20 protein-coding genes are annotated in these 20,376 nt (G+C 64.3%); 7 read left to right on the top strand and 13 right to left on the bottom strand.

Annotation, left to right across the window (positions count from 1 at the left end):
• Positions 1–70 precede the first annotated feature (70 nt).
• The 3 genes from KK137_RS15105 to galE all read right to left on the bottom strand — a co-directional run bounded on the left by KK137_RS15105 (position 71) and on the right by galE (position 1,988).
• Positions 71–697 (bottom strand): HAD family hydrolase, encoded by a 627-nt coding sequence (locus tag KK137_RS15105; protein WP_214537351.1) that lies wholly within the window; start codon positions 695–697, stop codon positions 71–73.
• A 72-nt stretch (positions 698–769) separates the two neighbouring features.
• Complete coding sequence (gene ykgO / locus KK137_RS15100) at positions 770–895, bottom strand: type B 50S ribosomal protein L36 (protein ID WP_033920696.1); 126 nt, start codon at positions 893–895, stop codon at positions 770–772.
• An 85-nt stretch (positions 896–980) separates the two neighbouring features.
• Positions 981–1,988: a UDP-glucose 4-epimerase GalE gene (gene galE, locus KK137_RS15095; protein ID WP_214537350.1), complete on the bottom strand. Its 1,008-nt coding sequence runs from the start codon at positions 1,986–1,988 to the stop codon at positions 981–983.
• 63 nt (positions 1,989–2,051) lie between these two features.
• Here galE and KK137_RS15090 point away from each other — a divergent pair, with 63 nt between their 5' ends.
• Together KK137_RS15090 and KK137_RS15085 are read left to right on the top strand one after the other, a co-directional pair.
• A complete protein-coding gene (locus tag KK137_RS15090) occupies positions 2,052–2,708 on the top strand; it encodes a DUF4136 domain-containing protein (protein ID WP_214537349.1) in 657 nt (218 codons plus the stop codon).
• Complete coding sequence (locus KK137_RS15085) at positions 2,705–3,832, top strand: M14 family metallopeptidase (protein WP_214537348.1); 1,128 nt, start codon at positions 2,705–2,707, stop codon at positions 3,830–3,832. The genes KK137_RS15090 and KK137_RS15085 overlap by 4 nt, the downstream gene beginning before the upstream one ends.
• A 163-nt stretch (positions 3,833–3,995) precedes the next feature.
• Here KK137_RS15085 and KK137_RS15080 read toward each other — a convergent pair whose 3' ends face one another.
• Positions 3,996–5,429: an aldehyde dehydrogenase family protein gene (locus tag KK137_RS15080; RefSeq protein ID WP_214537555.1), complete on the bottom strand. Its 1,434-nt coding sequence runs from the start codon at positions 5,427–5,429 to the stop codon at positions 3,996–3,998.
• A gap of 165 nt (positions 5,430–5,594) precedes the next feature.
• Between KK137_RS15080 and KK137_RS15075 the strand changes: the two genes are divergently transcribed.
• Genes KK137_RS15075 through KK137_RS15065 form a run of 3 tightly spaced genes read left to right on the top strand, consistent with a single transcriptional unit; the run spans position 5,595 to position 9,201 of the window.
• Positions 5,595–7,226, top strand: a complete 1,632-nt coding sequence (locus KK137_RS15075; RefSeq protein ID WP_214537347.1) for a GMC family oxidoreductase — start codon at positions 5,595–5,597, stop codon at positions 7,224–7,226.
• Positions 7,223–7,603, top strand: coding sequence for a nuclear transport factor 2 family protein (locus tag KK137_RS15070; RefSeq protein WP_214537346.1), 381 nt, complete (start codon positions 7,223–7,225; stop codon positions 7,601–7,603). Before KK137_RS15075 ends, KK137_RS15070 begins: the two co-directional genes overlap by 4 nt.
• The gene (locus tag KK137_RS15065; protein ID WP_214537345.1) at positions 7,600–9,201 is read left to right on the top strand and encodes a GMC family oxidoreductase; all 1,602 of its coding nucleotides are present in this window, start codon (positions 7,600–7,602) and stop codon (positions 9,199–9,201) included. Before KK137_RS15070 ends, KK137_RS15065 begins: the two co-directional genes overlap by 4 nt.
• An 18-nt stretch (positions 9,202–9,219) precedes the next feature.
• On the opposite strand, the gene KK137_RS15060 is transcribed toward KK137_RS15065, so the two are convergent.
• The 3 genes from KK137_RS15060 to KK137_RS15050 all read right to left on the bottom strand — a co-directional run bounded on the left by KK137_RS15060 (position 9,220) and on the right by KK137_RS15050 (position 11,778).
• Complete coding sequence (locus KK137_RS15060) at positions 9,220–9,600, bottom strand: DUF6958 family protein (protein WP_250893870.1); 381 nt, start codon at positions 9,598–9,600, stop codon at positions 9,220–9,222.
• 84 nt (positions 9,601–9,684) lie between these two features.
• Positions 9,685–10,992: a surface lipoprotein assembly modifier gene (locus tag KK137_RS15055; RefSeq protein ID WP_214537344.1), complete on the bottom strand. Its 1,308-nt coding sequence runs from the start codon at positions 10,990–10,992 to the stop codon at positions 9,685–9,687.
• Positions 10,993–11,040: 48 nt separating this feature from the next.
• Positions 11,041–11,778, bottom strand: coding sequence for a HupA family protein (locus KK137_RS15050; protein ID WP_214537343.1), 738 nt, complete (start codon positions 11,776–11,778; stop codon positions 11,041–11,043).
• Between the two features lie 485 nt (positions 11,779–12,263).
• On the opposite strand from KK137_RS15050, the gene trxB reads away from it, so the two are divergent.
• Positions 12,264–13,241 carry a thioredoxin-disulfide reductase gene (gene trxB / locus KK137_RS15045; protein ID WP_214537342.1) on the top strand — a complete coding sequence of 326 codons (978 nt, stop codon included), beginning with the start codon at positions 12,264–12,266 and terminating at the stop codon, positions 13,239–13,241.
• 4 nt (positions 13,242–13,245) lie between these two features.
• On the opposite strand, the gene KK137_RS15040 is transcribed toward trxB, so the two are convergent.
• The 4 genes from KK137_RS15040 to KK137_RS15025 form a co-directional block, all read right to left on the bottom strand.
• The gene (locus KK137_RS15040) at positions 13,246–14,235 is read right to left on the bottom strand and encodes an aldo/keto reductase (protein WP_214537341.1); all 990 of its coding nucleotides are present in this window, start codon (positions 14,233–14,235) and stop codon (positions 13,246–13,248) included.
• A 136-nt stretch (positions 14,236–14,371) separates the two neighbouring features.
• Positions 14,372–15,643, bottom strand: a complete 1,272-nt coding sequence (locus tag KK137_RS15035) for a PQQ-dependent sugar dehydrogenase (protein WP_214537340.1) — start codon at positions 15,641–15,643, stop codon at positions 14,372–14,374.
• Between the two features lie 209 nt (positions 15,644–15,852).
• On the bottom strand, positions 15,853–16,005 hold the full coding sequence (locus KK137_RS15030) for a hypothetical protein (protein ID WP_214537339.1): 153 nt from the start codon (positions 16,003–16,005) through the stop codon (positions 15,853–15,855).
• Positions 16,006–16,028: 23 nt separating this feature from the next.
• Positions 16,029–16,733 carry a DUF3313 family protein gene (locus tag KK137_RS15025; protein WP_214537338.1) on the bottom strand — a complete coding sequence of 235 codons (705 nt, stop codon included), beginning with the start codon at positions 16,731–16,733 and terminating at the stop codon, positions 16,029–16,031.
• A gap of 330 nt (positions 16,734–17,063) precedes the next feature.
• Here KK137_RS15025 and KK137_RS15020 point away from each other — a divergent pair, with 330 nt between their 5' ends.
• Positions 17,064–17,294, top strand: a complete 231-nt coding sequence (locus KK137_RS15020) for a hypothetical protein (protein WP_214537337.1) — start codon at positions 17,064–17,066, stop codon at positions 17,292–17,294.
• 149 nt (positions 17,295–17,443) lie between these two features.
• Here the strand turns inward: KK137_RS15020 and KK137_RS15015 are convergent, their stop codons facing one another.
• Both KK137_RS15015 and KK137_RS15010 read right to left on the bottom strand, forming a co-directional pair.
• The gene (locus KK137_RS15015) at positions 17,444–18,835 is read right to left on the bottom strand and encodes a methyl-accepting chemotaxis protein (protein WP_250893869.1); all 1,392 of its coding nucleotides are present in this window, start codon (positions 18,833–18,835) and stop codon (positions 17,444–17,446) included.
• Positions 18,825–20,333, bottom strand: coding sequence for a putative bifunctional diguanylate cyclase/phosphodiesterase (locus KK137_RS15010; protein WP_250893868.1), 1,509 nt, complete (start codon positions 20,331–20,333; stop codon positions 18,825–18,827). The genes KK137_RS15015 and KK137_RS15010 overlap by 11 nt, the downstream gene beginning before the upstream one ends.
• Positions 20,334–20,376: the final 43 nt, after the last annotated feature.

Below are 20,376 nucleotides of genomic sequence, written 5' to 3'. Positions count from 1 at the left end.
AGGACTCCATCTCCCTGGGGCGCAGACTCGGCCCCCGCGCACCTCCCCCCTTTGCGCGGGGGTCATTTCCTCAGAGCAGCAGTCCCCGTTCGATCAGAGCCGTTTCCAGTGAAGCGGCATCGGTGAACAGGTGTGCCTGCCATCCACGCGCCCGGGCAGCTGCGACGTTCGCGGCGTTGTCATCGGTAAAGAAGAGCGCCTCGGGCGGAAAACCGAATCGGGCCTCGGCTATTTCGTAGATTTTCGGATCAGGCTTCACGCAGCACTCCTCGCCCGACACCACGACGTCGAGAAACGGATCGAAGACCGGCTGCATGGGACGGAAGCGCGTCCAGAACTCCGCGCCGAAATTGGTCAGCGCGTAGAGGGGAACGTTCCGCTCTGCCAGGCGGCGGACCAGTTCGTGCGTACCGGGAACCGCGTGGGGAAGCGTTTCCATGAACCGCTCGGCATAGGCCTCGATCAACGGAGCGTGCTGCGGGAATTCGGCGATGCGTTCGGGCAGCATCTCGCTGAGCGGGCGGCCGCCGTCACTTTGGAAATGCCACGATTCGGTGACGACGTTGGCGAGGAACCAGTCGAGCTCGGCCTGATCTTCGATCAACTTCTCGAACAGGTAACGCAAGTTCCAGTCGAACAGGACGCGGCCGATATCGAAGACCACAGCCTGTGCCTGGGCCTCGCGGGCTTCAGGCATGCAAAAGGCCCCCGATTCCTCGGAGGCCCTTCAAGTCATCGCGGCCGCGAACGAATCGCGGCGCGGCAGACATCAACCTTGGCGCGCCTTGAAGCGGCGGTTGGTCTTGTTGATCACGTAGACCCGGCCGCGGCGGCGGATCACGCGGTTGTCGCGGTGGCGGCCCTTGAGCGACTTGAGGCTGTTGACGATCTTCATGGCTATTTTCCAAAAAAGTGCGGCACCGGAGACAGCCCCGATGCCGGAATTCGTGGCCGCGCCCTATGCTCGGCGCCGCCTCAAGTCAAGCTGGACCGCGCAATTCGCTGAGCCGCCGTTCCCAGGCAAGCGCGTGCCTGACGATTTCATCGAGATCGGCATGGTGCGGCTGCCATGGCAGGGCCGCCTTGATCCGCGAAGGATCCGAAACCAGCGAATCCGGGTCGCCGGCCCGACGCGGCGACAACACGCGCTCGATCGAGCGGTTCGTCACCCGATCCACCGCGTCGAGCACCTCGAATACCGAGAAGCCCCGCCCATAGCCGCAGTTCAGGGTCATCGAGCGCGCCGGTTCGGCCATCAGGGCCTCGAGCGCCAGGACATGGGCCGCGGCCAGGTCGCTAACGTGGATGTAATCGCGCACGCCGGTACCGTCAGGGGTGTCATAGTCGGTACCGAAGACCTGGACGTTGTCGCGCTGGCCGCGGGCGGCCTCGACCGCGACCTTGATCAGGTGGGTCGCGCCCTTGGTCGATTGACCACTGCGTCCCTCAGGATCGGCCCCCGCGACATTGAAGTAACGCAGCGCACAGAAGTTCATCGGATGCGCCGCGACGGTGTCCGCGAGCATCCGCTCGGTCATCAGCTTGGACCAGCCGTAGGGATTGATTGGCTCTTTGGGCGAATCTTCGGACACCGGCGAAACCTTTGGAATTCCGTACGTCGCGGCGGTGCTGGAGAAGATGAAATGGGGGACGCCCGCTTTGACAGCGGCTTCCAGCAGCGCCCGGCTCTTCACTGTGTTGTTGTGGTAATACTTGAGCGGGTTCTCGACCGATTCTGGGACGATGATCGAGCCGGCGAAATGCATGATCGCCTTGATGCCCTGCTCGGCAAATATACGCGCCAGCAGCTCACCATCTTCGATATCGCCTTCGTAAAACGCCGCCTCTTCCGGGATGGCGAAACGGAATCCCGTGGTGAGATTGTCGATCACCGTCACGGGCCACCCGTTGTCGAGCAAGGCGAGGACGGCGTGGCTGCCGATATATCCGGCGCCGCCGGTGACGAGTACTGGAACAGGGCTGGTCATCGGTCACGGGGCTACGTAGCATCGCGTCAAGGCGCAATCGTTTTTGCTGGCGAGGACCCCACAATGGCTGCAACTGCTTGGCACTTCGCGCGTTTGGGCTTCATGAAGTCCAAAGCTACCGGCATTTTCGCCCCCGCCCTCGCAGTGGCCCTTGCCGCATCGCTGGGCGCTTGCACGACCTCCTTCGTCTCTCCGGTCGAAGTCACGCGCTTCACCGGAAGCGAGCCGCACCTGCTCGGCCAGGGAGAGATCGCGGTGCGCGCCGCTCCGGGCCAAGACCCCGCCTCATTGGAAAACCGTGTGTTCGAGGATGCGGTCGCGGCGGAGCTTACCCGGCTCGGCTATACGGTGGTTCAAGGTGACGCCCCGCAAGTCGCCGAAGTTCGTGTCGAACGATTCGTGATGCAGGCCTCCGGAGGCTCGCCCGTCAGCGTGGGCGTAGGCGCCGCGAGCGGAAGCGCGGTGAATGTCCGCCATGGCGGGGTTGGCGCAGCCGTCGGCATCGACCTCACCCCCCGACCTTCCGACCAGATCGTCACCCAGATGCGAGTCATGATCAAACCTGCAGAGGGCGGCACGGCCCTATGGGAGGGCGGCGCGCAGTTCAACGCAACGGCCAACAGCAACTATGGCAGCATCGATGCCGCTGCAGGGCGGCTTGCCGGAGCGCTGTTCGGTGGCTTCCCCGGACAGTCCGGAGAGACTATCCGGGTGCGATGAACATCCACATCGACGCTGCCTTCGACAGCGGCAACATCGAAGTCCTCGAGATCTCCGGCAGTGGTGCCCGCCTGCGCATTCGGCACGACAACGAATCCGAGTTCTACCAATGGTTCCACTTCCGCGTCGCCGGTGCGGCAGGCCAGGAACTCGAGCTGAAGATCGGCGACCTCAACGGTTCGGCCTATCCGCTCGGGTGGAGGGGATACCGGGCCTGCGTCTCGGAGGACCGGAGCTACTGGGCCCGGGCGGAGACGAGTTTCGACAAAAACGAGGATGGCGGCACGCTGACCATTCGCCACACGCCGGACAGCGACATCGCCTGGTTCGCCTACTTCGCGCCCTATTCGCTGGAGCGACACCACGACTTGATTGCCGAAGCCGCGGCGAGCGAGGGCGTGGCCTATCGCTGCCTCGGGCACAGCCTGGACGGACGGCCGATCGACTGCCTGGAGATGGGCGAGGGCTCGATTCCGGTGTGGCTCATCGCCCGTCAGCATCCGGGCGAGAGCATGGCCGAATGGTGGATGGAAGGCGCGCTCGAGGCGCTGTGCGATCCGGCCGATCCCGTGGCTCGCTTGCTGCGCCAGAAGTGCCGGTTGCATGTCGTGCCCAACTGCAATCCCGATGGCTCCATTCGCGGCCACCTGCGCACCAACGCTGCCGGGGTGAACCTCAACCGCGAGTGGCACGAGCCTAGCGCCGAGCGTTCGCCCGAAGTCCTGGCACTGCGAAATGCGATGGACGAGACGGGCGTGCGCTTCGTGATGGACGTCCATGGCGACGAAGCCATACCGGCGAACTTCCTTGCCGGTTTCGAGGGCATTCCCTCCTGGTCCGACGAGCTGGGCGCGCAGTACCAGCGCTACCGTTCGATCCTTGAGCGACGGAGCCCCGACTTCCAGACTGCCAAGGGCTACCCGATCGCAGGGGCCGGCAAGGCCAATCTGTCAATGAGCACCAACCAGCTCGCCGAGCGCTTTGGCGCCTGCGCAATGACCTTGGAGATGCCGTTCAAGGACAACGACGACTTACCCGACCCGGAACAGGGATGGAGCCCGGAACGCTCGAAACTGCTGGCGAGGGATTGCCTGGCCTCTTTGGTGGAGTGGCTGGAGGGGTAGATAGCGACCCCTCAGGTGGGGTGGCGGTCGCCACACCCACCTCAATATCCCTGCACCCGCTGGCGCAAGGGGGCCTAACCCGGAAAGGTAAGACCTCAGAAGAGCGAAGGCCGACCGGTCCCGTGGGTCGCAGGATCGCCTTGCGCGAGCTTGCCCGGCAACCTTAGTCCAGATTGACCGAGATCGCCTTCAGCTCGGTGTAGGCCTCTACGCCCGCCTTGCCATTCTCGCGTCCCCAGCCGCTAGCCTTGAAGCCGCCAAGCGGCAACGCCGGATCGACGCCGCCCGAACCGTTGATGCGGATCGTGCCGGCCTTGAGGCGGCGGGCGAGCTTGTGCGCCATGCCGATGTCTCGCGTCCAGATGCTGGCGGCGAGGCCGAATTCGGTTTCGTTGCCGAGCCGCGCCAGGCGGTCGGCATCGTCGGCCGAGGGGAACCGGGTGGCACAGAGAACCGGGCCGAAGATCTCCTCGCGGCGGACTTTCATGCTGGCTTCGGTATCGACCAGCACGGTCGGCTCGACGAACCAGCCGGGGCCGTCCTTGCGGCCGCCGCCGACCATCACGGTCGCGCCTTCCTTACGGCCGCTTTCGATGTAGCCAGTGACGCGGTCGAGTTGCACTTCGCTGACCAAGGGTCCGATAACGGTTTCGGGGTCGAGCGTGTGGCCGACACGCAGCATCTTGGCCATGCCGGCGATGCCTTCGAGCACCTGGTCTGCGACTTCTTCCTGCACGAACAGGCGGCTACCCGCTGCGCAGACCTGCCCGGCGTTGAAGAAGATGCCCATGGCCGCGGCCGGGATCGCCTTCTTGAGATCGGCGTCGGCGAAAATGAAGGTCGGCGACTTGCCGCCCAGCTCCAGGCTCACGCGCTTGAAGTTGGTCTTGCTGGCATCGATGATCGCGCGGCCCGTCATGGTCGAGCCAGTGAAGGCGACCTTGTCGACATCCATGTGCGACGCAAGTGCCGCGCCGGCCGTGCGGCCATAGCCGGTCACGAGATTGACCACCCCTTCGGGGAAGCCGGCTTCGAGCGCCAATTCTACCAGACGAATGGTCGAAAGCGGGGTCTGCTCGGCGGGCTTGAGCACCACGGTGCACCCTGCCGCGAGCGCCGGTCCGAGCTTGGCCGCGGCCATCGCCAGCGGGAAGTTCCACGGAACGATCTGGGCGCAAACGCCCACAGGCTCGCGCAGGACGTAGCTGAGCCATTCACCGGGGGCCGAAAGCTCCAGCGTCTCGCCTGCCAGCTTGGTGGCCCAGCCCGCCTGGTAGCGCAGCTGGCCCACCGCACCGCCAACGTCGGCGAAGCGGCTGAACTGGATCGGCCGGCCAACGTCGAGCGTCTCGGTCAGGGCCAGTTCGTCGCCGTTGGCCTCGATCAGGTCGGCCAACTTGTTGATCAGCCGGGCGCGCTCGTCGGGCTTGACCTTGCTCCACGGGCCTTCGAACGCCGCACGGGCAGCGGCCACCGCCGCATCGACATCGGCCTCGCCGGCGCTGGCAACGTCAGCCAGCTTTTCGCCGGTTGCGGGGTCTTCGGTGGAGAAGGTCTCACCGCTCGCCGCCTCGCGCCATTCGCCGCCGACCAGCATCTTGCCGACTTTGCCGTTCCAGCGCTCGCGGAACTGTTCGAGGCGGTTTTCGATCGGGGTCTGGGCGTTCACGGCACTCTCTCCATGGCTTGTTGTCGGCGCTGTGACAGCGCATAGAGATTGTAAGCAACACTTACCATAGTGCGATGTTGAGGAGAGGCGCCCTTGGAGGGCCAGTTCGACTATGTGATCGTCGGCGCGGGATCGGCCGGCTCGGTTCTGGCCGCAAGGCTGACCGAGGACCCGAACACGCGCGTTCTGCTGCTCGAGGCGGGCGGCGGGGCCGACAAGTTCCTGATCAAGATGCCGCTGGGCATGATGAAGGCCATGCTCAAGCCCGAGCTGACCTGGCGCATGATGACGGAGCCGGAGCCGACGCTGAACAACCGCCGCCTGTTCCTGCCGCGCGGGCGGTTGCTCGGCGGTTCGAGTTCGATCAACGGCATGGTCTACATGCGCGGCCATTCGGCGGACTACGACCGCTGGGCGCAGAAGGGCTGCCGAGGGTGGAGCCACTCCGAGGTGGTGCCGTATTTCCGGCGGATGGAGCGGAGCTGGCGCGGGACCGAGAACTACGGCGCTTCCGGCCCGCTGCCGGTGACCAAGAACAACACCGAATACCTGCTGCATGACGAACTGATGCAGGCCGTCGCCAATGCTGGTCTGCCCGTCACCGAGGACATCCACGCTGGTGCCGAGGAAGGCGCGAGCCTGGTCGAGCTGACCATCGACGAGAAGGGCCGCCGCGCTTCGACTTACGAAGCCTACCTCAAGCCGGCGATGGCTCGCCCGAACCTGGCGGTCGTGACCCATGCGCTGACCCGCAAGGTCGTGGTGGAGGATGGCCGGGCGACCGGCGTCGAATACGAAGTGGACGGAGAAGTTCGGGTGGCCAAGGCCGCGCGCGAGGTGATCCTCTCTGGCGGTTCGTATAACTCCCCGCAACTCCTGATGCTGTCGGGCATCGGCCCGGCCGAACACCTCGCCGAGATGGGCATCCCCTTGGTCCACAACCTCCCCGGCGTCGGCCGCAACCTCTCCGAGCATCCGCGCGTGCCTCTCGAGTTCGCGGCCAATGGCCCGATCACTTTCGTCAACCAGTTGCGCTTCGACCGAGCGGCGCGAGCGGTGGCGCAGTGGTACCTGTTCGGTACCGGTCCCTTCGCCCGACAGCTCAACAGCGCCAACCCTATGCTGCGCACCGACCCACGGCTCGCTCAGCCCGACATCCAGCTGTTCTCGAACCCGGTGAAGCTCTCCGCGCACTTGTGGTTCCCAGGCTTCGTCAAGAGCCCCGAGCACGCCTTTTCCGCCGACGTGATCCTCCTCCACCCGCAGGCACGCGGTTGGGTCAGTCTCAAGTCCGCCGATCCGCACGAACTCCCTGCGATCCGCCTCAACCTGTTCGACAACGAGGCCGACTTCGTCACCGCCCGAGCCGGTCTGCGCCTGGCTCGCAAGATCTACGGCACCGAGCCCATGGCCGGCCTGATCGAGCGCGAGTCCATCCCCGGTGCCGAGGTGCAGAGCGACGCCGCGATGGACGAGCACATTCGCGCCACCGCCGGAACCACCCAGCATCCGGTGGGCACTTGCGCCATGGGCACCGGCCCTAACGCCGTGGTCGATCCCGAACTGCGCGTCCACGGCCTCGCCGGCCTGCGCGTGATCGACGCCTCGATCATGCCCGACGTGCCAGGCGGCAATACCAACGGACCGACGATCATGGTCGCGGAAAAGGCCAGCGACCTGATCCGCGGCCGCTCACTCCCCGCTGTAGAGAAGGAAGCCGCATGACCGAGGACGATTTCCGCACTTACATCGCCGCCTTCAACGCGCGCGATTTCGCCGGGTTCAGCAAGTTCTACGCCGACGATGTCGAATTCAACCTGGGTGACCGCAAGCAGATCATCGGCGCGCAGGGCATAGTCGAGTTCTACACCGGCGTATTCGACCATATTGCCGAAGAACTCGAAATCATCGACCTGATCGTCGCCCCGGATGGCGCGGCGCTCCACAGCCGCACAAAATTCACCACCTTCAAGGACTGGCCCGACTTTGAAATCTGGCCGACCGTGAAGGGCGACGTCCGCATCGTCGAAAGCATCAACATGTATCGCACGAAGAATGGCAAGATCGTGCAGATCAAGTCGGGCCGTTACTCCAGCAAATGACCAAATCTACTGATTATATCATCGTCGGCGCAGGCTCGGCGGGGGCGGTCGTTGCCGCTCGCCTGAGCGAAGACCCTAGCGTCACTGTCACCCTGATCGAGGCCGGGCCGCGCCAGCGGCATCCGCTGCTCTCGATGCCGATCGCCTTCCCCATGGTCATGCTCGATAAGCGCTTCAGCTGGGCTTACGAAGGCGAGCCGGAGCCCTTCGCCAACGATCGCCGCATCCGCCAGCCGCGCGGCAAGGGGCTCGGCGGGTCGAGCCTGATCAACGGCATGCTCTACGCCCGCGGCCATGCGCGCGACTACGACGAATGGCGCCAGCTCGGGCTCGAAGGCTGGGGGTATGACGACGTACTGCCCTACTTCAAGAAGAGCGAGAACCACTGGGGTCCCGAAGATCATTACCACTCTCGTGGCGGCCCGCTCTCGATCACCAAGCACGTGCCCGATACGCGGCTGTTCCCGCGCTTCATGGAGGCGGTAAATACGCTCGGCTACAAGACCCAGGTCGACCACCACGGCGCCGACCAGGAAGGCTGGGGCAGCCCCGACATCTCGATCCACAAGGGCCGCCGCGGCAGCACTTCCGCCCGGTTCCTGATCCCGGCGATGAAACGGCCCAACTTACGCGTCATCACTGGCGCGCTGGTGACCAAGGTCGAGGTCAGCAATGGACGGGCAACGGCCGTCCACCTGGTCGCCGATGGCCAGACGCAGCGGATCGAGGCGGATCGCGAGATTGTGCTCTCGGGGGGCGCTTTCAACAGCCCCCAATTGCTGCTTCTGTCCGGCATCGGACCCGCCGACGAACTGCGCGAACTCGGCATCGACGTGGTCCATGACCTCCCCGGGGTCGGCCGCAACCTGCAAGACCACCCCTCGATCGCCATGGTGTGGAACGCCGATCGCGAAGTTACCCTGACCAACGAGCTGCGCTTCGACCGCCTGACAATGTCGGTGCTCGAATGGCTCGCCACGGGCAAGGGCCGCATCGCCAACATGCCGGTCACCGCCAACGGTTTCATCAAGACCCGGCCCGAGCTCGAGCGCCCTGACGCGCAGTGCCTGTTCCAGCCGACCTCGATCTTCGCTCGCCCCTGGTTCCCCGGCGTCAAGCAACCCGCGCCCGACGTGATCGCCATGGCCTGCGTCCTCCTGCGCCCCGAGGGCCGCGGTTGGGTCAAGCTAGCCAGCGCCGACCCGCGCCAAGGGCCGCGCATCCTCACCAACGTCCTCTCGACCGAGAACGACCGCGCCTTCTTCCGCCGGATCATCCCGCAGATCCGCGAGATCGTCGCCACCTCGCCGCTCGCCGACGTGGTCAAGGGAGAGATGCTGCCCGGCCCCAACGCCAACTCCACGGAAGAGGTCGACGCCTGGGTCCGCCAGTTCGTCAGCACCGCGATGCACCCGGTCGGCTCCTGCGCCATGGGCATCGGCGCCGAGGCGGTGTGCGACGCCCAGCTTCGGGTGCGCGGGATCGACGGCCTGCGCGTGGCCGACGCCTCGGTCATGCCGCGGATCGTCGGCGGCAACACCAACGCGGCGGCGATCATGATCGGGGAAAAGGCGGCGGCGCTGATCCGGGAGGGGTGAGCGGGTCGTCCGCCTGCGCTATTCGGCTACCCGGCGCAAGCGCACCGGCTTAGCCTTTGCGCGGGCGATGATTCCCTTGGCTTCCAGATCGAGCTGGACGGCTTTGAGCCACCACCCGGCCGTCTTGCCTCCAGGAAAGAGCGCCTCCGGCAATCCCGGCAGCAAAGCCGACTTTGCTTCTGCGACCAGCTGGCCCGGCGCTTCTTCAGGCAGGACTGCCAGTAGCGACTCCCGCATCGCCTCGTATTTCGCGCGATCGACGCGTTCGGTGCGTCCGGGTGTATTGATGTTCGAGATTTCGATCTTGTCGCCAGGACCCATGACCAGCACCTCCGGGGCGGCAGAAATGCGAACATATCGGACAGGAACGGCTAAGGCCAGATTGTCGGCCCTGGTCACTGGCGACGACGAAGACCTTCGCCATTCCTTTTCCGAGTCGGCTCGGCTTGCCCGGTGCGCCCATCCTCTTGACGCCCGCCTGGATCAAAACGCACGCGTGATGCCGACTTCGCCTCCCAACCGGCGGTAGTCATGAATTCCCACCGTTGAATCGTTGCGCTCGTAGCTGACCCGCACGATCGGAGCAAAACCGGAGATCGTAAGCTGCCGTAGCGTGGCGCCTGCCACGGCGCGATATTGCCAGTCTTTGCGGCGGTCACGAAACAGCGCCAGACGCTCGTCCGCCCGCAGGCCCGATACACCGATGATGCCGTAGAGCGAGGCCTGGCCCATTTCTCGCCAGAACAACAGCTGACCGCCCGCGGAAGTGGTTGCATAGCCGGGATCACGCGCGCCCTGCCTGTCGAACGTCAAGCCGAAGCTGGCCCCCATGCGCGCGGAAATGGCACGCTCGTAGGTAAGGCTCGCATTGTAAACCGGCCCGTCCTGCAGATCATTCCACTTGTAATCAGCCTCGCCGAGGGCGAGGCTCGCTTCGATCTGCGCGCGCGGTCCGAGCGGGCGCTGAACATGGAGCGAAACCGCGTCAGTGGTGGCGTAGGGAACCTTGCCGTACCAACGATAGGTCCGACCAAGCTCGGGGCGCAGCCGCCAATCGCCCAATCGCACCTCCAGACCGATCTGGCCGGTTCCCTGAAAGTCGTTGAAACTCGAATCACGATAGAGACTGGTCTGGCTCGAAAGTCGGCCAGTAAGATTGAGTTGGCGATCCAATGGAACTCGGCCGCTGATCTGGCCGCCGATCTTGAGCCCGACGCCCGAGGTGGCGCGCGCATCATCCGACAGGTCCATGTCAGCTACGATCGTTTCGAGCGTGTTCGCACTCGTCGCTCGATTGATATTGGTGGTCGGCGCCATGGCGATTTCGATCGAAGCCCCATAGGGCTTAAAAGAACGAAGGCTCGCGGCATATTGGTCCGCGATCCGCGCCACGTCTGGCGGTAGGCCCCCCGCCTGCGCCTGCCGCAACTGTCGGCGAGCCGCCGCTAGGTCGCCCATTTGCGACAGGACGGCCGCAAGCTCGAGACGCACCGCTTGGGCATCGGGATTATCGTCAAGGATCGCACGATAGAGCACCGCGGCATCGGCCAGCTTGTTCTGTCGTGTTAACAGCCGCCCGTGCCGAAAGCGCGCCTCGCTGCGGATCTCAACATCAGGATTTTGCGCTAGAGCGCGGTAGATGTTCTCGGCGTTGTCGAATTCATGGTCCTGCTCGAACTGCCACGCCAGCTCGAATAACTGCGCCGCGGTCAACTCGACCGTGCAGTCCTCACCCTCTGAACAGGGCGACGCCGATTGCACCGCTTCTGTCGCCAGCAATAAGACAACCATCTTTTTTGCCAACGATCAGCGATGCAACCGGCGCGACCTCATGTCGGCTTAGTTTTTCTTACCGGCAGCGACACCCACCGCTGCGTAGTCTGATCCGGTCACCTGGAAGGTGTAACCAAATTCATTTGCACTGGGCCCAAAGAACTTTCCACCCCACGATCCGGTGCCAGACCCGCTCAAACTCCCATTAAGCGGCGAGCCATTCATGACGAAACCCGCTGTATTTCCATTATAGGTCTGAGTGGGAAGGCCAGCGCCCCCGGCGGTGTTGACACCGGTGAATTTGAGGCTCGTCGAATACTTGCCAGTTGTGAAATTGGCATTGAGCGTCGACGTTCCGGTCAGCGCGTAAGAAGCGCCATTCTTGCCCTGGGCATTACCCCCTACAATACCGGAGTAGGTTGCCGAACCTGTTGTCGGCAAGCTGGTGGTCGGAACGCCGAAAACATAGGCCTGCAGAGTAGCATCCGAGCTCCCGGGCAATCGGGCGAAAGCAAAGCTCGTGTAGGTGAGCGGAACGGGGCCGCTACGGTTGTTGTAAACGGCGACTACGTCGTTTTTGTCGGCATTACTTGGCTTGAAATAACTATAGCCGGCAACGGCACCCGTTGTGGCGTTCTGCTTGGATAACTCCAGAGCTTTCTGGTTCGTCTCAGTTGTATAGAAGGTATAAGTTTCCTTGACGGGATCGTAGCTGATCGCCTTTGCCTTGATGCCAGTCGCCTTGAGCGAGCCGGCGCTGGCAAAATTGCCGCCCAGATGAGTGCTCGCCAACGCATTTTGCACCGCTCCTGGCAAGGAGACCGCGGCGGCTGGGGCAGGGGTTGGCGATGGAGTGGGTGACGGAGAGGGCGACGGTGACGGCGAGGGCGACGGTGCGGGAGGCGGCGTCGATTTCACGCCGCTTCCTCCGCCGCCGCAAGCAGCGAGTTGGAATGCCAGAACCGAAACAGATATCAGACTAAAAAGGCGCCGCATTGGTCCCCCTGAACTCAAGTTATTGATTGGAAATGCGATTTGAAGGCTCCCGAATTCGCAATCCATAAGTGATTTCACCTAATTCCGGGGTTTCCGATCCATTTTGGCAGCAACGAAACGCGGCTATCGATCCGGGGTCAGCTGGTCGCCGATGACTGGGTACCGCCGGTCGAACGATTTGCTCCCGGCAAGAGGGCATTCCAAACCACAGGTTCTCAACAACCTCGCCCGCGCTGCGTTGACTCGACCGGCCCACTGCCTACCTAGCAAGCAGCTTCTGACGGGATTTACGCATGACTACGCACACCACGAAAATGCTCATCATCGGCTCCGGCCCGGCCGGCCTCACCGCCGCGATCTATGGCGCGCGGGCGGGGATGCAGCCGATCGTGGTGCAGGGCCTCCAGCCCGGCGGGCAGCTGACCATCACCACCGACGTCGAGAACTATCCCGGCTTCCGCGACGTGATCCAGGGCCCGTGGCTGATGCAGGAGATGCAGGCCCAGGCCGAACACGTCGGCACTCGCATGCTGTGGGACACGATCGTCGATGTCGACATCGCCGGCGGCAGCCCGTTCCGCGCCATCGGCGATAGCGGCGACGAATACATCGGCGACGTCCTCGTCATCGCCACCGGCGCCCAGGCGCAGTGGCTCGGCGTTCCGGGAGAGGAAGCGCTGGGCGGCAAGGGCGTTTCTGCCTGCGCCACTTGCGACGGGTTCTTCTATCGCGGCAAGAAGGTCGTCGTTATCGGCGGTGGCAACACCGCGGTCGAGGAAGCGCTCTACCTCACCAACCATTCCGACGACGTGACCCTGATCCACCGCCGCGACGAGCTGCGTGCCGAGAAGATCCTGCAGGACCGCCTGTTCGCCCATCCGAAGATCAAGGTGCTGTGGAACAAACGGGTCGAGGAATTTCTCGGCGCTCCGCTGCAGGGCGGCCTGACGGGCGTGCGCCTGGCCGACACCCAGACCGGCGAGATCAGCGAGTTCGCCACCGAAGGCGCCTTCGTCGCCATCGGCCACTCCCCCGCGACGAGCCTGTTCAAGGGCAAGCTGGCGATGGACGATAGCGGCTACCTTCTGGTCGAACCCGGGACCCCGAAAACTTCGGTGCCGGGCGTGTTCGCGTGCGGTGACGTGATGGACCACACTTACCGTCAGGCGGTGACGGCCGCGGGCACGGGGTGCATGGCGGCGCTGGATGCCGAGCGCTTCCTGGCCTCGCGCGAGTTCGCCGCGGCGAAGGTCGAGACAGTCGAGGCCTAGCCCCTTACCGCCCGGTCATTGCCAGTGCGGCTTCCGGCAGTCGCGCTCCTTCGAGCTCGATCTGCGAAGACGCGGCGTCTATCTGCTTGAGATCGTCATCGGTTAGCGTCACCGTCACGGCCCCAAGGTTCTCCTCCAGCCGGTGCAGTTTCGTCGTACCGGGAATGGGGCAGATCCACGGCCGTTGCGCGAGTAGCCATGCCAGCGCGATTTGCGCGGGGGTGGCATCCTTTCGGTTCGCCACGTCTTTCACCATATCGACAAGGGCCATGTTGGCCTTGCGCGCCTCGGGCGAGAAGCGCGGGACGACGTTACGGAAATCGGTTGGGTCGAAAGTCGTGGTCGCGTCGATCTTGCCTGTCAGGAAACCCGCGCCAAGTGGGCTGAACGGCACGAACCCGATGCCGAGTTCTTCGAGGACCGGCAGCAAGTCCTGTTCGGGCTGACGCCAGAACAGCGAATATTCGCTCTGCACTGCGGCAACGGATTGCACCGTGTGGGCTCGGCGAATGGTTTCGATACCGGGCTCCGACAATCCGAAATGCTTGACCTTCCCCGCGGTGATCAGGTCCCCGACCGCGCCTGCAACTTCTTCGATGGGGACGTCCGGGTCTACGCGATGCTGGTAGAACAGGTCGATGTGATCGGTGCCCAGCCGCTTCAGCGAGGCGTCCGCCACCGCCTTGATATGCTCGGGACGGCTGTCGAGGCCGCCGGTGCGATCGGTCCCGGAAATTTCGAAACCGAATTTGGTGGCGATGATCACGTGATCGCGGAACGGTGCCAGCGCCTCGCCGACCAGCTCCTCGTTCGCGAAAGGACCGTAGACCTCGGCGGTGTCGAAGTGGGTGACGCCGCGTTCGACTGCAGCGCGGATTAGGGCGAGGCCGGTCTGCTTGTCGGTTGGCGGTCCATAACCCGAGCTAAGGCCCATGCACCCCAGGCCAATGGCAGAGACCTGAAGGCCCGAGTTTCCGAGTTGGCGAAGTTCCATGACGATTACCTTGTGCTGAAAGAAAGGCTCGCGCCCTCAACGCTCGAAAGCACCGACTGGCTTCCTTGTGAGCAGCCACCGCCTTCTGCATCCGTCACCGTCGACTAAGCTCTTCGCCGCCCCGCGTAAGAACCCCCTACCCCGCCGGCGTCATCTTGAGCAGCTTCCCCTTAGGTCCATCGGTCAGGATATAGAGCGCCCCATCCGGCGCTTGGCGGATCAGCCGAAGCCGCTCCTTCCGGTCCGCCAGCAGGCGTTCCTCGCCCACGACCTTGTCCCCATCCAGTACGAGCCGCGCGAGATGTGCTTGGCTAAGCGAGGTGACGAAGGCGTTGCCCTTCCACTGCGGGAACAGATCGCCCGAATAGAACATCAGGCTCGACGGCGAGATCACCGGGTCCCAGTAGTAGACCGGCTGTTCGAGCCCCGCCTTGACCGGGCCTTCGCCAACCGGCTTGCGGCTATATTCGAGACCATAGTTGATCACCGGCCACCCGTAGTTCTTCCCCGGCTCGATCTTGTTGAGCTCGTCGCCGCCGAACGGGCCTACGTCGACTTCCCAGAGCTCCTCGGTTCCGGGACGGAAGGCGAGGCCTAGCGGGTTGCGGAAGCCGAGAGCGTAGAGTTCGGGCCGCGCGCCGGGCTTACCGGCAAAGGGGCGGCCGGGAGCAGGGGCGCCATCGGTGGTGATGCGGACGATCTTGCCGATGCCGGAGTCGAGCTGCTGGATGTAGGGACGCAACGGATCGGAGGCGAGGTCTCCCAAGGTGACGAACAGTGCGCCTTCCTTGTCGAACAGCAGGCGGGCGCCGAAGTTGCCGTGCTCAGACTTGAGGTCGGGCTCCTGGCGGTAGATGACCTTGACGTCCTCGACCCGAGGCGTGGGGCCGTCGACCAGTCGGCCACGTGCAACCGCGAGTACGTTGCCCGCCGGGCGGTTCTCGACATAACTCCAGTAGATACGGTGGTTGCTGGCGAAGGCCGGGTCCAGCACCACGTCGTCGAGGCCCGAGATTTCCTGCACCGTCACCGGTGGCAGACCTTCTACCGGCGGCGACAGCGTCGAACCGGAGACGAGGCGCATGGTGCCCGCCTTCTCGGTCACCAGGAAGCGTCCATCGGGCAGCATGGCGAAGCCCCAGGGGGAGACGAAGCCCTCCGCCAAGACCTCGACATTGAGGGCAGTGCTCGACGGCGTGTAGGGCGCACGAGTCTGCTGGGCGAACGCAGGGGTCCAGTCGGGCGCATTAGGCTTGCGGCATTCGACTGACTGGCCAGCGACCGGACTGCAGACCGGAACGGGCGGAGGACCTGGCGGCGGGGCGGGCGGTGCTGGGGGCTGGGCCTGTTGCGCTTGAGCCGTACCGGCAAGCAAAAGCGCGCCAAAGGCGACGAATCCTATCTTCATGTTTCCTCCCACTTATTCTCGTTTGCGCGCATGCTGGCACAGGCAAGCGCCGGTTGCGAGTTCTGGCATGCTGCCGTGAATTTTCATCCACGCTTCGTCACGGGCGCGGAGCGCGTCAGGTGGGTTCGGTCGCACAGCGGATTGAGGATGACCTACTGCGCCGTGGTGCCGAGGCACTGCGGCTTGCCCCAGTTGGAGGCGCGGTGTTCCTACCTCGCGCGGCTCAATGGGCGGACCGTCTCGCCAGCATCGAACGCCGGGGAAGGGTTCCGCGCAATCGCCGCCTTCGGCACGGCCATTCCCGTGCCGAGCGCCAGGAGCACTCCGGCGGCCGCAACCGCGAGGCGCTTGGACACCTTCACGACCTCTCTCCCCTTCTCGTCCCTCAGCTTCCCGCTTGCAGAGTGCTGGGGTTGACCGGAGACAGTTCCTTGAGATCGGTTAGCCCCTCGGCGCTGCGTTCAGCCCACTTCTTGAACACCTCCTCGAACGCTGCGGCGTTAGTCACGCTGTTGCGGATGTAGGGCCCCATGTCGGAAGTGTCCTGCCTATCGACGGCTCGGCCGAGGACCTGGCCGCTGACCGAATCCTTCACCTCGAGCACCAGCGTCGCCTCGCCCGCATCGCGCGAGAAAGAGCGCGAGCGGGCCGACGTGCTGACGTCGGGCGCGGTGACATCGAGGTTGATGATCGCGGTGGAAAGGTGGAGCACATCAGGGCCCGGCGCCTGCACGACCTGGAATCCCGCCTTGGTGTAGGCCTCGGCGAAATACTTATCGAAACCCTTCTGCGCCTCGTCGAGGATGCGCCGGGCATCGGCATCGGACACGCGGTTCGAAAGGTCGAGGCGGTCGCGGTTCTGGTCCCGCTGCCAGTTCTTCTTGAACGACACCTCGGTCGGGTCGATCATGACCTTGGTGTAAGTCCTGAAGTCGGCGTTCGGTAGAAGATAGACCTTGTCCATCTTCTTGGCTTTCACCTCAAGCAGCCCGTCCCAGTTGCCGTCGACCGGCTGGGCGACCAGCGGCACGGCCGCCGCGAGCAGCAGCGGCGCGACGACGAATCGTCGGAAGAATTTCGGATTGGCCATGGATTTGTCTCCTTCGTCGAGGGAAACCGGCAGAATTCTACGGCGCTGCGCGGATGCCGAATTTTGGCCGTAGCGACCGTCGCAGGATCGGTTCCATCGCAATTTGAAGGAATTGATTACGACGCTGATCGTCTGAGGCCATCGGGATTTGTCCCCATATCCGGGAAGGGAGACACGGGTGTCAGCTTCCGTTCACGCTCAGGTATTACCCCTAGTCGCGCGGGAAATATCCCCGAGAAATGCTGCCGGATCGATTGCTGCCACGCCCTGGGTGTGGCCCAATCGCGGGCAGGGGCCGGGTCGGACGCCCGGTGGACGAAAGGTCACTAAATGTTCATGGACATCCCGGCGTCGGGAGAGGGCGGCTATGAGCCGCTTCCGCCCCGCTGCCACAGTTGCAAACAGTTTATCGCGCCGGGCTCTCCGACCGAAACCGTCGCGTTTCCGGTCGATCAGGAGCATCACCTGGAGGACCTCAACGGTCTCTATCACGCCGATTGCGCGCGCCCTTACCTGAGCATCTATCGCGCGCTCGACATGCTCTCGCGCCCGTTCTTCTGAGGTCGATCCTCCCTGTGAGCGAAGCTCATGGGGAGGTTGCAGCCCGCAGGGCTGACGGAGGGGCCAGTGGCACAACGCCTGCCCCCTCCACCATCCGCTTCGCGGACGGTCCCCCTCCCTATCGCTACGCGACAGGGAGGATTTAGCCGCTAAGCCGCGCGGACGTGGCTCAGGAATTCGTCGACCTGGTTCTTGAGCACCGACGCCTGCTGCTCCAGCTCGGTCGAGCTGGTCAGCACCTGGCTGGCCGCCGCGCCGGTCGCCAGCGAAGTTTCGCGCAGCTGGCCGATGTTGGTCGACACGTCCTCGGTATTGCGCGCCGCCAGATCGATGCTGCGGGCGAGATCCTGCCCGGCGACCGATTGTTGGTCCACCGCCGCGGCGATCGAAACCGAGGTGGCCTCGAGCTGGGCAATCTGCTTGGCGATCGAACGCAGTGCCTCGACGCTGGCCGAAGTGGTTTCCTGGATGGCGCGAATCTGGCCCGAGACTTCCTCGGTCGCCTTGCCGGTCTGGGTGGCGAGTTCCTTGACCTCCGCCGCGACCACCGCGAACCCGCGTCCCGCCTCGCCGCCACGCGCCGCCTCGATCGAAGCGTTGAGCGCCAGCAGGTTGGTGCGCTGGGCGATGGTCGAAATCATTTCGACGATGTCGCCGACCTGGCTTGCCGAAAGGGTCAGAGCCGAAATCGTGCTGTCGGCCTCTTCGGCCGCGGTCGACGCCTTGCGGGCCAGCTCGGCTGAAGTCGAGGCCTGCCGACTGATCTCACCGATCGACATCGCGAACTCGTCGCTCGCCGCCGCCGCGGCCGTAACGCCGGCGGACGCTTCGTTGAGGCTGGATGAGACGTCGCCGGTCTGCATCGACGATTGCTCGGCGGCTGACGCCATCGAACTCGCGGTTGCCTGAAGCTGCGTCGAGGCGGCAGCCACTCCGCCGACGATCTCACCCACAGTACGCTCGAACTTGTTGGCCAGCTCGCGCAGCGTCTCGGCCTGCTTCGCCCTATGCTCTTCGCGCTCCGCCTGCATTTCGGCGGTGCGGCGCTGCTCCTCGGCCTCGGCGTCCTCGCGCTCCTTGCGCATGCGGTCGAACTTGTTGGCGGCCTTCTTGATCACCACGAGGTAGCGCGCCATCGCGCCGACCTCGTCCTGGCGGTCAACGTGGGGGACGAAGACTTCGCGGTTACCCTGGGCCAGCTCGCGCATGGCAGAGCAGAGGGTCTCGACCGGATGGACCAGCTGGTCCTGCACGAAGCGGATCGAGACGATCGAGATCGCCACCGTGGCCAGCGCGACCATTCCCATGGCGATCAGCAGGCCGCCGTTCCCAGTCCCCTTGCCCATCAGTCCGGCCAGCGCCAGCGTACCGAGCAAGGTGGAGGCGCCCGCCGAAGCGCTGAACATCAGCTTGATGCGCACACCGATCGAAGACACCGAGTTGTCACCTTGAGGCGTGCCATAATACTCGACGGCCGCCTTCAGCCGCTCGCGCTCGCGTTCGAGTTCGTCGGCCCCTTCGGCCACGAGCTTATCCGACATGTCCATGTGCTTCCCCAATACCCAATGTGTTGTTGCGGTCCCGGATCTCGTCCAAATGGCCGCGGATTTCGCCCGCCGAGATCGCCTTGTAGTAGTACCAGCCCTGAATCTGGTCGCACCCGGCGGTGCGCACGAGATCGGCCTGGGCTTTGGTTTCGACGCCTTCGGCCGTGACTTCCATGTCCATCGCCCGGGCCACCGCGATGCTCGAGGCCATCATGGCCAGCGAGCCGCTGTCGAGGCCGGCATCGACGATCATGGTGCGGTCGAGCTTGAGCTTCTCGAAGCGGAAATTGCGCAGGAAGCCGATCGAGGCGTAGCCGGTGCCAAAGTCATCGAGGGCGATGCCGACACCAAACTTGCGGATCACGTCGAGATTGCGATTGGCCACCACCGGATCGCTGACGAGATAGGTTTCGGTCACCTCGAGCTCCAGGCGCGAGGGCGGAAAGCCCGTTTCTTCAAGAATGTGGCCGAGCTCGACGGGAAATTCAGGATTGCGCAGTTGCACTGGCGAGACGTTGATCGAAAGCTTGATCTCATCCCAGGCCATGGCCTCGCGGCAAGCGGTGCGGAGCACCCACAGGCCTATCTGGTAGATCAGACCACACTTCTCGGCGATCGGCACGAACACACCGGGGCTGACGGTCGAACCGTCCGCTCGCTCCCACCGGAGCAGAGCCTCGACCGCGACGATGTCACCGCTCTTGGCGTCGACCAGGGGCTGATAGGCAACCCGGAACTCCTGCAGGCGCAGCGCCTCTCGCAGTTCCGCTTCGACCTGTTGAGTCACGTCGCGGTTACGGTCGAAATCGTCGCTGAACCAGGTGCAGCGGTTCCGGCCCGCATCCTTGGAGACATACATCGCCATGTCCGACCGGCGCAGCAATTCGGACGAGGTCAACTCGTCCCTGCGGCTACTACGCGACAGGCCTACGCTGGCGCCGATCAGGAGCTTGCGTTCGTCGATGGTCACGGACTGGCCTAACCGCGCCAACAAGGTGTGGCAGATGCCTTCCAGGATGTTGCCGGCAATGGGACCGATCACAAGAATCGCGAACTCGTCACCGCCGAGGCGGTAAGCACGTCCATCCTTGCTGCAGACTTCGGCCAGGATCTTGGCGCATTCCTTGATCAGCTTGTCTCCGACAAAGTGGCCGTACTGGTCATTGACGGATTTGAAGCCGTCGAGGTCGAGCAACGCCAGGGCCTTCTCGGTCCCAGGGGCGGCGCGAGCGTAATCAAGATGCAGGGCCCGCCGGTTGGGCATGGCCGCAAGGGTATCGGTGAGTCCCAGGTCCTCGAGCTTGCCGACGCTGGACAGGCCGAAGCGGATCAGCAGGATAACCGCGGTGCCATAGGCGAGGCCGCCGGTGACCAGGATCGATTGAGAGGAACTCAAGTCCGCGCCTGCGCGGTTGAGCAGCATCGCGAGGACCGTCGCAGAGATCAGCGAGAGCACAGCGACCGGCGCGATGACGAGCACCGCTGGACGCATTTGCTTCAGGCCAATCGCATGCAACACGCCTGGAAACCCTTCC

It is taken from the genome of Croceibacterium selenioxidans (assembly GCF_018599195.1).
GTDB classification, from domain to species: Bacteria; Pseudomonadota; Alphaproteobacteria; order Sphingomonadales; family Sphingomonadaceae; genus Croceibacterium_A; species Croceibacterium_A selenioxidans.
This window is presented reverse-complemented; position numbering and strand designations above follow the sequence as displayed.